8 protein-coding genes are annotated in these 13,028 nt (G+C 50.8%); 6 read left to right on the plus strand and 2 right to left on the minus strand.

The genetic code is table 11. The annotated features are described in order from the left end of the window. Nucleotides 1–353 precede the first annotated feature (353 nt). On the minus strand, nucleotides 354–1,796 hold the full coding sequence (locus tag A4G20_02290; protein ID QIW15251.1) for an aldehyde dehydrogenase: 1,443 nt from the start codon (nucleotides 1,794–1,796) through the stop codon (nucleotides 354–356). Between the two features lie 255 nt (nucleotides 1,797–2,051). Beyond that, a complete protein-coding gene (locus A4G20_02295) occupies nucleotides 2,052–6,755 on the minus strand; it encodes a hypothetical protein (GenBank protein ID QIW15252.1) in 4,704 nt (1,567 codons plus the stop codon). A 299-nt stretch (nucleotides 6,756–7,054) separates the two neighbouring features. Between A4G20_02295 and A4G20_02300 the strand changes: the two genes are divergently transcribed. The 6 genes from A4G20_02300 to A4G20_02325 all read left to right on the plus strand — a co-directional run bounded on the left by A4G20_02300 (nucleotide 7,055) and on the right by A4G20_02325 (nucleotide 13,015). Further along, nucleotides 7,055–7,825, plus strand: coding sequence for a triose-phosphate isomerase (locus tag A4G20_02300; protein QIW15253.1), 771 nt, complete (start codon nucleotides 7,055–7,057; stop codon nucleotides 7,823–7,825). A 140-nt stretch (nucleotides 7,826–7,965) separates the two neighbouring features. Continuing rightward, nucleotides 7,966–8,970, plus strand: a complete 1,005-nt coding sequence (gene znuA, locus A4G20_02305) for a zinc ABC transporter substrate-binding protein (protein ID QIW15254.1) — start codon at nucleotides 7,966–7,968, stop codon at nucleotides 8,968–8,970. A gap of 386 nt (nucleotides 8,971–9,356) precedes the next feature. Further along, entirely contained in the window at nucleotides 9,357–10,373 is a 1,017-nt protein-coding gene (locus A4G20_02310) for a delta-aminolevulinic acid dehydratase (GenBank protein ID QIW15255.1), read from the plus strand. 11 nt (nucleotides 10,374–10,384) lie between these two features. Further along, on the plus strand, nucleotides 10,385–10,729 hold the full coding sequence (locus A4G20_02315) for an arsenate reductase (glutaredoxin) (GenBank protein ID QIW15256.1): 345 nt from the start codon (nucleotides 10,385–10,387) through the stop codon (nucleotides 10,727–10,729). 6 nt (nucleotides 10,730–10,735) lie between these two features. Then, nucleotides 10,736–11,173 carry a type II 3-dehydroquinate dehydratase gene (locus A4G20_02320; GenBank protein ID QIW15257.1) on the plus strand — a complete coding sequence of 146 codons (438 nt, stop codon included), beginning with the start codon at nucleotides 10,736–10,738 and terminating at the stop codon, nucleotides 11,171–11,173. 9 nt (nucleotides 11,174–11,182) lie between these two features. Next, the gene (locus tag A4G20_02325) at nucleotides 11,183–13,015 is read left to right on the plus strand and encodes a selenocysteine-specific translation elongation factor (protein ID QIW15258.1); all 1,833 of its coding nucleotides are present in this window, start codon (nucleotides 11,183–11,185) and stop codon (nucleotides 13,013–13,015) included. Nucleotides 13,016–13,028: the final 13 nt, after the last annotated feature.

Here is a 13,028-nt window from a genome sequence, read left to right on the forward strand (position 1 = left end):
GCTTAAGCAGAATGCAAGCGGTCAAATCTGGCCTGATTTTTGCAAAAATCAGAGAGGTTTTGGCCGCTTGTATGCCCTTATGAACATAAAAACTAACCTATTTATTGCCTAGCACGGCAGAGTCGTACTAGGTTACGCATAGTTCAGCCCCTTTGGGGCTGGGAAATCAAGAGCAGCAAAGCTCCTCAAGATGCTTAACTTAGTAGGCTTGACGTGCTGAGGATAGGGGAGTAAAAAAGATCACTGTACAATAAGTGCTTTAATTGAGGCACTTTATTTGGCTAGAAAAAAGGGGCTTACGCCCCTTAATATCTATCTGATTACATCGCTTAAGTAAAATGTGATGGCTTTATTTAAACCGTCTCATCATACTGCAAGTAAACCACGTGGGTTTGGAGATATTCTTCCAAGCCGTGTTTGCCGTCTGCCCCACCAATACCTGACTTCCGCCAGCCAGCGTGGAAGCCCTGCATAGCTTCAAAGTTTTCACGGTTGATATAGGTTTCACCAAACTTGAGGCGGGAGACCAGCTTCATCGCCTTGTTGATATTTTGGGTGTAAACCGAAGAGGTCAGGCCGTATTCGCAGTCGTTGGCCAAGCTGATGACCTCATCAATGGTATCGAAGGTGGCCACTGGAATCACTGGGGCGAAGATTTCAGAGCGGAGGATATCCATCTCGTTGGTCACGTTATCAATCACGGTTGGCTCAAAGTAGAAGCCCTTGCCCGCCACCTTGTTGCCGCCTAAAAGCAAACGACCACCCGCTTGAAGGGCGGCATCCACCATTGCCTTGGCGTGATCCTGGCCCTGTTGATTGACCATCGGCCCCATATCCACGGTTTCATCTTCCAGCGGGTTGCCCGATCTGACAGCCTTCATTCTTTCCACCAATTTGGCTACAAAGGCCTCTTTGACCTCACGTTGCACATAGACCCGTTCGGCACAGTTACAAACCTGGCCTGAGTTAATCACACGGGAAGCCACAATGGCCTTGGCCGCCAGATCTAAATCAGCATCAGCTAGGACAATGGCTGGAGCCTTACCGCCTAACTCCAAATTGACCTTGGTGATATTTTGGCTAGCAGCCTCCATCACCTTGCGGCCGGCAGGTTCGCTGCCTGTGAGGGATACCAAACCGACTTTCGGGTTGGAAGCCAATTCCTGGCCAATTTCCCCGCCTGAGCCGTGTACCAGGTTAAAGACCCCTTTCGGCAGGCCAACTTGGTGGACAACTTCTGCAAAGAGCACGGCATTGATAGGTGAGTCCACACTTGGCTTAATCACGATGGTGTTGCCCGTGACCAGGGCTGGAGCCATCTTGCGGGCGATGAGGAAGAAGGGGAAGTTCCAAGGCAGGATGCCGGTAGTCACGCCAATGGCCTTTTTGTAGAGGAAGATATGTTCATTGGGGCGGTCGCTCTGGATAATTTCGCCCTCATAACGGCGGGCCCATTCGGCCATATAGTCCATATAATCAGCGGTAAAATTCACTTCCACACGGGCCAGCGGCAGCACCTTGCCCATTTCAGCCGAAATGGTGCGGGCAATTTCTTCACTCCGCTCCCGAATGCCCTGGGCAATACGACGCAGATAGCCTGCCCGCTCAATGGCTGGCAGCTGCTCCCAGGCCTCCTGGGCTGCCTCGGCCGCATCAATGGCAGCCCGGGTTTCTTCCACCGTACCCTTGGTGACGCTGGCAATGACTTCTTCAGTGGCAGGGTTGAGCACCTCAAAGGTTTTGCCGCTGCTAGAGGTCAGGAATTGTCCGTTGATGTACATTTGTAGGGTTTGCATAGCCTTCTCCTTGTGTAAATTTAGCCCAAAAACCAACCGCTTGTAGGTTGGCGTTCAGGTTTATTTTTGAACAAAAACGGGCAAAAGGGTAGGGATTTCGTGTTAATTGTTAAATATTTGTGAAATAGATCACAGAAAGGTTTGCTGAGGAGGAGAAAAACCTGCCCGATTAGGCTGTTTTAGCGCCAAATCGGGCAGACAAGCGGGGGAATTTTGCAGATTTTTTGCAAATTCTCCCCGCTTGTGAGTGAGAAACTACCACCGATAACCAACTTTAACACTAGCCAGTTTTTGGTTGCCGATTTCGTTCCCTTCTAGGTAGCCCAGGCCTAGGCTGGCCTGCCAGTTGCCAAGCTGGGTGGTGATACCTGCTTCATAGTGGCCATAGCGGCCAAATTTTTGGCTAAGATGGGCCACTTGGTTGAGCGTGATGCCTTGTTGCTTGTGGGAAGCATCGACATAGTGGGCGGACACACTTGGGCGAAGGGTGATGCCATCTAAGTCAAACCTATAAGCTGCCTTCACGCCTGCTTGGTAGCTGACCAAATCAAGGCTATCTGCTCGCACGGCCGTGTCTGCCAGATGATAGTCCACGCCAGATAAGCGGTGGTATCTTACCCCCACTTGCGGCTGGAGTTCTAGCCCCTGCCAGTCCCAGCTTTTGCCAAGATTTGCCCCAAGGCTTGCCACGGTGCGGTCAAAACGCTCGGTTGTACCTTCTAGGCTAATCTTGCTCTTGGCCTTGCCTAGGCTGCCATCTAAGCTGACAAAAGCACCGTTTTGCCACTCATGTTTGCCAAAGACGGTCAGGCTGGTCAGCTTGCTGTCATTTTTGCCGCCTTGGTCGAAATCACTCTCGCCCTTGTTGTAGCTAAGGATCAGCCCCAATCTGCTATTTGCACCGACGTCCATCTCCGCCCCCACTTGTTGCAAGCGGTTATCTTGCTCATAGTGGCGGTAGCGATCTGACTGGTTTTGGGTGCGTTTGATTTCGCTGCTTGCCCAGACATTTGGTCTTTGGGTGTTTTTATTCGCCAGATGGCGGCTGATGCTGCTGCCAATTTGTTCTAGGCTGTTGAACTGGCCAGAAAGCTCAGACAAAGCAAGGTTGGCACGCTGGCTGACCCAAGCTGCTTGGGTGTTTGGCAGATCAAGCAATAAAGTGGCTGTATCTGCTTGAGCATCTGGGTTATCAGCCGTTACTGGCAGGGCGGTATCAAAGGCGCTATCATAGGCCAAGCCATTGCTGTCATAGCTGCTGATGCTGGCAGGTTCAGCATTATTGATCGGCAGTTTTACCAGCCCTGTATAAGGGTTGGCCTGTGCCAGAGGCTGGCTTGTGGTGTTGGCAGCACGGTAGCTACTTGGCATGGCATTATCCCGCACCAAGTTATTATAAAGGCGATAACCCCTTGCATCTTGCACCAAGGTATAGCGATAGGCCCCTAAATCCACATAGTTGGCCCCATTTAAGCTAACATTCACCGCATAATTGGCCTGATTTGGGTGATTTAGCCCAAACAGATAGTAGGATAAGCCCTGTCTGCCCAGCTCTTGACCGCTGTTTTGAATATGCAGGCGATGATTGCCCGTGGCGATGCCGTCCACCTGCACGCTGTCGCCTTGGTTTTGGGCCAGATTGGTGCGGTAGTAGAAATTACCTTGACCTGATAGGTTGCCCTTGATACGCAAGGTTTGATAAGGCGAATGCGCTTGGCTAAGCCAAATTTGTCCGTTATTGATGGACAAATGCCCCAGTTGGCTGTTGCCTGTCATCGTCCAGCCACTGTGCTGGCTTAGGCTAACTTGCGTATTATCCCCTGCCTGAATATGGCCTGTCAGATGTGCCTTGCCCAGTGTGAATTGGGCTTGGTCATATAGGGCGACATTGCCCTGCATTTGGGTGGTTGGCAGGCTGGCCAAGGTGCTGGCGGCAACTGCGTTGGTGCAAGTGGTTGTGCCAAAATCCAGCGAATAGCGGCAGGTTGGCGTAAACCCATTGATAAAGCCCACATTGACATTAGCCTGATGGTAAGCGGTCAGATTGGCCTTAAAATTTGCAACATTACGGCTGACGGTGAACTTAGCTTGATTTTTAACTTCCACATCATTGAAGGCAAAATCACGGCTGATCCAGTCATTTTCCACCACCACTTCCTTATCATTGATGTAATCATAGGCGTGTGGGGTCGGCAGGCCTGATAGCACCACCGAACCGCCATTGATGCTAAACTTACCATTAAGATTGGCACCACCATTTAAGAGCCACAAGGAACGGTTATCATTAGGGGAGAAATTGACATTCAGCTCGCCATTGCGTTTGGCGTTTTCTCTTGCCAAGATGGTCTGAACTGCCCTTGCCCTATCACTGCCCAAGAACTCCCAGCTGTTGCTGCTGTTTTGATCCAGCGGATAAAACTCCCAAGGGTTGCCGCCTGCTTTTAGCACAAAATAATCAGTGCGGTTGTTACGATGGGTGTTAATATACTCATAAATGGTGCCTGTGCTGCTGCCCCATCTGCCCCAGACCAAATCGCTTTCAGTCAGCGCCTTGGCATCTGGCACATTGCGATGGTAATCGGCATTGGCGGCCACACGCTCGGCATTGAGCCGAGATAGCACGGTTTTAACCGCCTTAGCCTTATCGCTGCCCAGATATTCCCAGCTGTAGTTGTGGTTGGCATAGGCTGGGAAAAAGTGCTCTGGGTTGCCATCTGCCTTGAGCACAAAGTAGTCTTTGCGGTTGTTTTGGTAGATATTGACGTATTCATAGATATGGCCGCCAGCTTGTCCCCATCTGCCCCAGCTTAGGTCTTTTTCTTCCAAAAGCGGGGTGTAGCTTGGGTTGCCCACGCTTGCCAGATGGTTTTGTAGGATTTGCTCATTTTGGCGGGCCAGCACAGTTTTGACTGCCATTTCTTTATCACTGCCCAAAAACTCCCAGCTGTTGCTGCTGTTTTGATCCAGCGGATAAAACTCCCAAGGGTTGCCGCCTGCTTTTAGCACAAAATAATCGGTGCGGTTGTTACGATGGGTGTTGATGTACTCATAAATCGTACCAGCATTGCTGCCCCATCTGCCCCAGACCAGCTGATCTGCCGTCTTAAGCGAAACCTGCCCACCAGCCCCCTTTTCGCCCAAAAAGCCGTTAAAGGTTTGGTTTAAGCCTTGCTCATTTGCAAGATTTAGCGCAGTTTGCACCGCTTGTTGGCGGCCTGAACCGATGTATTGCCAACTGTTGCTGCTGTTTTGATCTAGCGGGAAGAACTCCCAAGGGTTGCCGTCTGGCTTGAGCATAAAGTAATCAGTGCGGTTGCCCCTGTGGGTGTTGATGTATTCATAAATATGGCCACCAGCCTGCCCCCACCTGCCCCAGATCATCTCACTCTCACCCAAGGTTTTGTTGTTGGTAACGGTAATGCTGGCAGGACTAATACCGTGATTGACGATGCTTGCCCCATCATCAAGGTTGCGAATGCGGTTGAAGGTGAGATCGTTGCCGTTTAGCTCCAAACGCCCGCCCCGATAGCCAAAAGAAAGCCTGTCGGTGTTGATTTGCTTATTATCGGCCAGCACCACAGTTGGGCGACCGCTGACAATGCTTAGGTTATTAAAGGCCTGCACATCGGCATTGTTGGCGTTGCTGGCCTTTTGAGCCAGCACGGTTACGCCATCGCCAAGGCTGGCATCGCCTAGGTTCACACCCTTGCCACTGACCACGAGCGTGCCTTGCCCCAGTCTTGAGAGCCTGTCGCCCTGTGGGTTTTTGACCTGCCAATGAACCGTCTTGCCCTTATCAACAGAAATGCCGCCGCCCACCCAGGTCTGATCTGCCTGCGGTTTGACCGTGAAATCTGTGGCGAAATTTAAGATCCCCGCCCCTTGGTTGATGTTGTTATTCAGTACCAAAGTGCCAGGGCGACCAATCACATTAAAGCCCTGACCTGCCGCCAAGGACGGACGTTCAAGATTGCTATCATTTAGGCTAGGATTGGCCAGATTGACGTTCAAGCCGTTATTGCCGCTGCTAATGCGGCTGGTTTGGTTATTGGCATTCCAAGTAAACGTCGCCCCTTGGGTTGGGTTGTACAGATGCCCTGCCACGGTGCTGTTAATCAGCGACTGCACCCAGCTTGGGCGAACATTGGTAAAGTAACTGGTGGTGTCAGAGCGGGCGTGATAGATACTGGCCAAGACCCATTTGCCCTGCTGGGCATCGTAGGCAAATAAGGGGGAGCCGCTGTCGCCTGAATAACCCACTGTTGCCATCGGTCCATAGGTGGTGTCAAAGACCTGCCGAGGGCTGGCCAGAGCATTTTCAGGCTGGGAAGAAATGCGGGGAATATTGCCGCCTGTCATATAAAAGTACGCACCTGCCACATTGTTTGAATTGCCAGGCAAGACATAATCTTGGCTGTCGGTAACAAACTGCGTGCCCGATCCCATACGCACAAACATCGGGAAACGGGTTCTGTCGGCATAGACATTGGCCTGATGCCCCACTTGCGACATGGCAGCAGGGGCAACTTCAGTGACCATCTTATGCAGGCGTGGGGCGTGGTAGTCAGCACCATCAAAGTTATTGCGAGCGGTGATAAGATAATCAAAGGCGGCAGCATCAGGATTTTTGCGGGTGCGATGGCCAAAGGAAACTGCGCCATAATGGCTGTTGTGGGTAACGCTGTTGATGTATTGGGGATTAACGAGGGTGGTGATGCCATCACGAGAAACGGCACTAAAATCAGGCATGGATTGGGCGGTAAATAAGGTGCCTAGGTGCTGATTTGATTTATTATAAATGGGAATATGGCTGGCTCCTGCCACAAATATCCCCTTATTTTCGGCGAAATCTCGAAAATATTGGTAGTCTATATCATTGCGGACAAAAGAAGCATGTGCAGGAGGAGGTAAGCCAAGGGCGACGAGTACCGCAAGGGCGGAAAGTTTTAAGTGAGACATAAGCAGCTCCGAAAAAGCGTAAAAAACACAACAAGATCAATTAGCTATCCATACTCAATTTAATTCCATATGATGTAAATCACCTCTTTTATAACCGATCTTTATATGAAAAACTACTCATATAAAATGAAAAACACTCTTTCCTTTTAGTAAATAAAAGAGGTTATTTTTTGATCATTACCTTCATAAATCACAATAACTTAATCTACATCATAAAAAACAAAAAAAGCACGCCACCTTGGTGCAAAATTTGCTACACTTAGCCCGTTATTTTTTCAATTTCTTATAGGAGAAACACTATGGCACGTCGTCCCCTCGTAATGGGTAACTGGAAATTAAACGGCAGCAAGGCCTTTACCAAAGAATTAATCGCAGGCTTAAAAGCAGAGTTAAGCTGTGTGGAAAACTGTGATGTGGCCATCGCCCCGCCGGTTATGTACTTAGCGGAAGCGGAAGCCGCCCTGCAAGGCTGTGGCTGTATCGCCCTGGGTGCACAAAATGTGGATGTGAATGTGCAAGGCGCTTTCACAGGCGATATTTCAACTGCCATGCTCAAGGACTTTGGCGCCAAATACATCATCATCGGCCACTCAGAACGCCGTACCTACCATAAGGAAAGCGATGAGTTCGTCGCTCAAAAATTTGGTGCCTTAAAAGAAGCGGGTTTAGTGCCTGTGCTTTGCATTGGTGAAAGCGAAGCAGAAAACGAAGCAGGCAAAACTGAAGAAGTTTGTGCCCGCCAAATTGATGCCATCATCAAGGCCCATGGTGTAGAAGCCTTTAATGGTGCAGTGATTGCCTATGAACCAATCTGGGCTATCGGCACTGGCAAATCTGCCACCCCAGCCCAAGCTCAAGCAGTTCACGCCTTTATCCGTGGCCACATTGCTAAGCAATCCCAAGCGGTTGCTGATCAGGTTATCATCCAATACGGCGGTTCTGTAAACGATGCCAATGCGGCAGAACTCTTTACCCAGCCAGACATTGATGGTGCCCTAGTTGGTGGTGCTTCCCTCAAAGCCCCTGCCTTTGCAGTGATTGTGAAAGCGGCAGCAGCGGCCAAGGCTTAATTCCCTTTCTTCCTCCCAAGCACACCCTTCAAGGTGTGCTTTTTTTGTGTCTCAAACAATATCCATAAAAAAATTATAGCCTTTTTGCGAAAAATCATTAAAATTGACCCGCTTGTATTGATTCATCCTAGGAGACAAGAATGTTACGCAAAACCGCACTCGCACTTACTGTGCTTTCCGCCACCAGCCTGGCCAACGCTGATGTACTCACTTCCATCAAACCTTTGGGCTTTATCGCCTCGGCCATTACTGATGGCGTAACTCAAACCCAGGTCTTACTGCCGGCCAGTGCCTCACCGCACGACTATGCCCTCAAACCGTCTGATGTCAGCAAGATCAACCAGGCCGATTTAGTGATTTGGGTGGGCGAAGATATGGAGGCCTTTTTAGAGAAAAGCCTTGAGGGCAAATTGCCGAAAGAGAAGGTCTTAACCCTGCAAGAGGTACCTGCCCTAGAGGAACTGGTGGAAGCTGCCGAAGAGGCCCACGATCACGATGATGATCATAAGCACGGCCACAAACATGCTCATAAACACGAGCATAAGCACGAACACAAACACGATCATAAACATGAACATAAACACGCTCACAGCCATGATCACGACCACGATCACCACGGCCATAGCCACGATGAAGACTGGCATATCTGGCTCTCGCCACAGGCAGCAGGCATTATTGCTGAACAAATTGCTGACCGCCTAGGCCAACAGCTGCCAGATCAAAAGGCCAAAATTGCCGACAATCTAGCCCAATTCAAAACGGCCTTGGCTGCCAAGAACGAGGAAATCAGCCAACAATTAGCCAGCGTGAAAAACAAGGGCTACTACACCTTCCACGATGCCTATGGCCATTTTGAAAGCGCCTATGGTTTGAAATCTTTGGGTTCTTTCACCATCAACCCAACGGTCGCCCCGGGTGCAAAAACTCTGGATAAAATCAAGCGTGACATCAGCAAAAACCAGGCCGCCTGCCTCTTTGCCGAGCCGCAATTCACCCCGAAAGTGATTGAGAGCTTGAGCAAAAATACCAAGGTCGGCGTGGGCCAGTTAGACCCGCTAGGCGAAAAGGTCGAGTTGGGCAAAAATGCCTATCCTGAGTTTTTGCAGGGCTTGGCAAACGACTTCCGTGCTTGTTTAGCTAAGTAGCTCTTGAGGGTTGTTGATAATTCAAGAAAAGTGCTTGTTGGAGAAGAAAGAGGAAAGTGAAAACCTTTGAGATCTACTCCCCTCTTTAGCAAAGAGGGGCAGGGGGAGATTTGGCAGAAGATATAGCAAAGAGAGGGCTATTTTCGGAGAAAAACAAACAAGATAATTTTTGGCTAATCACTCTCTCACTTCGTTGTCACTTCTGCCAAATCTCCCCTAACCCCTCTTTGCTAAAGAGGGGAACCACATCTCTAGGTCATCAAAGATCGCGACAACCGCAAATGTTTCCGAATTATCACCCCAATAATTCTTGCAAAAAAAGTGCCTGATTGCCCCGCTTGTCGGTATAATATCAGGCACTTTTTCTTTTTTAAGGACTTCTCATTATGCAATTTGTCACCGCCAATTTCCCAGCCCGCCGTCTGCGCCGCCTGCGTAAACACGACTTTTCCCGCCGCTTGGTGGCTGAACATAAACTAACCGCCGATGATCTCATCTACCCTGTCTTTGTGATTGAGGGCCAAAATCAGCGTGAAACTGTGCCTTCCATGCCTGGGGTGGAGCGTTTAACCATCGACCAACTCTTGCTTGAAGCAGAACTCCTAGTCAAATACGGCGTGCCTGCTGTGGCCCTTTTCCCAGTGGTAGGCCAGGCCAAAAAATCCCTGATGGCTGAAGAGGCCTACAATCCCCAAGGCCTGGCCCAACGTGCCGTGCGAGCCTTAAAAGCGGCCTATCCTGAATTAGGTGTGATCACCGATGTGGCCCTAGACCCCTTCACCACCCACGGCCAAGACGGCATTATTGATGAAGAAGGTTATGTGCTTAACGACATCACCACAGAAGTCCTCGTGAAACAAGCCCTGTCCCATGCAGAAGCGGGGGCAGACATTGTGGCCCCGAGTGATATGATGGATGGCCGGATTGGTGCTATTCGTACTGCTCTAGAAGAAAAAGGCTTTATCAACACCCAAATCATGGCCTATTCAGCCAAATACGCCTCCAACTACTACGGCCCCTTCCGTGATGCGGTCGGCTCGGCCGGCAACCTCAAGGGCGGCAACAAAAAGACCTACCAACTAGACCCTGCCAATAGCAACGAAGGCCTGCATGAAGTCGCCTTGGACATCCAAGAAGGAGCAGATATGGTTATGGTTAAACCGGGTATGCCTTACTTGGATTTGGTGTATCGGGTCAAACAAACCTTCGGCGTACCAACCTTCGCCTACCAGGTTTCAGGCGAATACGCCATGCACATGGCCGCCATTCAAAACGGCTGGCTCAAAGAAAAAGAGTGCATTATAGAATCCCTGCTCTGCTTTAAACGGGCAGGGGCAGATGGGATCTTAACCTACTTCGCCAAGCAAGTGGCCCAGTGGTTGTATGAAGAAAAGCGAGCTTAGAAGGAAAGCCTATGTCCATCACCCTCTACCACAACCCCAAATGCAGCAAATCCCGAGAAACCTTGGCCCTGATTCGGGCTAAGGGGCTGGAGCCTCTTATTGTTGAATACCTAAAAGATCCGCTTTCAGTCAGCCAAGTGGAGCATCTTTATCGGGCCAGTGGCATGAGCCTTGACGACCTCCTGCGTAAGGAGCAAGAGGCCTATCAAACCCATATTGCAGGCAAAAACCTCAGCGAGGCGGAGATTTTCGATCTTATAGCTCAATTCCCAAGCCTACTTAACCGCCCCTTTGTGGAAAGCGACAAGGGCGTGCGTTTCTGCCGGCCACCTGAATTAGTTTATGAAATCCTGTGAGGCAAGATGAAAAAGATCCTTCTCCTAAACGGCCCCAACCTCAATATGTTGGGCAAGCGGGAACCGCAAATTTATGGTTCCCAAACCCTGGCAGACATTGAGCAGGGCCTGCAAAAACTGGCCCTCGCTAGAGGTTATGAATTAGATTACTTCCAATCCAATAGCGAAGAGGCCTTGATCAACCGCATCCACCAGGCCTTCGGGCAGGTGGATTTTATCCTGATTAACCCCGCCGCCTTTACCCACACCAGCGTGGCCCTAAGAGATGCCTTGCTTGCCGTGGCCATTCCCTTTGTGGAAATTCACCTGTCCAACGTGCATGCCCGTGAACCCTTCCGCCATCATTCTTACTTGAGCGATGTGGCCAAGGGCGTGATTTGCGGCCTGGGGGCCAAGGGCTATGAATATGGGCTGGACTTTGCCATCTCCCAGCTAGAACAGTAGGGTGGCCTTATGATTTTTGTTACCGCAGGCCACGTTGATCACGGCAAAACCGCCCTCCTTCAAGCCCTCACAGGCACCCATACCGCCCACCTGCCCGAGGAAAAAAAACGGGGGCTGACCATCGACTTGGGCTATGCCTACCTGCCCCTTGAAGATGAGGTCTTGGGCTTTATTGATGTGCCTGGCCACCAGCGTTTTCTGTCTAATATGCTGGCCGGCCTGGGCGGGATTGAGCACGCCCTTTTGGTGGTTTCCAGCGAAGAGGGCATTAAGCCCCAAACGGTTGAGCATTTAACCCTTCTCAACCTGCTTAAGATCAAAAACATCATCCTGGTGCTGACCAAGGCCGACCGTGTTGAAGCCGAGGCCATTCAGGCCTTGCTTGGCCAAATCCAGCAGCAGTTTCCTGCCCTCCAAACCGCTCCAAGCTTTGTTACTTCCGCCCATACTGGCCAGGGGATTGAGGACTTAAAAGCCTACTTGATTAGCCTCAACCAAGCCCAGACCACCAACCAGCCCTTCCGCTATGCCATCGACCGTGTGTTTAACATCAAGGGATCGGGCTTGGTGGTCACGGGTACTGCTCTGGCAGGCAGGGTGGCTGTGGGCGATGAATATTACTTATCCACAGGCAAGAAGGTGCGGGTTAAGGGCATTCACGCCCAAAATCGGCCGGCTCAAGAAGGCCTGCGGGGTCAGCGTTTGGCCCTGAACCTAGCCAGTGTAAATAAAGCAGAGCTGGAGCGGGGCGATTGGATCACCGCCCTCCCACCCCAGGCCTGCGATCGGATTACAGTCGAACTTGAGACCCATCAAGCCCTCAAGGAAAATAATGCCGTCCATCTCTACCACTTTGCTCGCCATATTACTGGCAAGCTCAACCTCTTGACTACCCAACAAGCGGGGCAAAAAGGCCCAGTTTTTGCAGAAATCCTGTTAGATGATGCCCTGTATATGGCCGTAAACGACCGCCTGATTATCCGCAGCGGCGATGACAGCCAAACCCTGGCAGGGGCAAGGGTGCTAGAAATCCATTCGCCTAAACGCCACAAGCGGACAGAAGCCCGCTTAAATTATGTGGATAAGTTGGCCCAAACCGCAGATTATACACAGCGTCTTCCCCTTTATCTGGCAGACAAGGCCTTATTGTTAGACGATCTCTGCTGGGCCGAGCAAGTTTTCCCGCAAGATCTGGATAATCTTGGCCTCAACCAAAGGGGCGACTGGCGCTATCAGGCCGATTTTCAGGCCAAGGTGGAAGCACGGATTTTAGACAAACTGGGCCAGTACCATGCCGAGCATAATGATCAGCTGGGCGTCACCAAGGCCAGGCTTTACCGTATGGCCTGCCTCGACCTGCCCCAAGCCCTGGCCTATGGCCTGATTGATGAGCTGGTGGCCAGCCAGAAATTGGCCCAAACCCGAGGCTGGATCCACCTGCCTGATCACCGCATTGAACTCAATGCCGCCGAGTTGCAAATTTGGACGCAAATCCGACCGCTTTTTGAGCGTACCAACCAGGCCCTTTGGGTGCGGGATGTGGCGTCAGAACTGGCCGTGGACGAAGGCCAAATGCGGAATTTGATGTATAAGATTGGAAAACTGGGCTATCTGGTGCCTATTGTCAAAGACCGTTTCTTGCTCAACGAACAAATCGAGGCCTTTGCCCAGCTGATTAAGGACTTTATTGAAAAAGAGGGGGAGATCTCGGTCAATCAGCTGCGAGATCAGATCCAATACGGCCGAAAATTGACGGTTCAGCTGATTGAATACTTTGACCGCATTGGCTTCCTCCGCCGCAAGGGCAATGTGCATTTGCTCCGAGATCAGGGGGTTTTTTAGGGGAAAGGCACTG

The sequence above is a fragment of the Pasteurellaceae bacterium RH1A genome, from assembly GCA_012221805.1.
Lineage (GTDB): Bacteria > Pseudomonadota > Gammaproteobacteria > Enterobacterales > Pasteurellaceae > RH1A.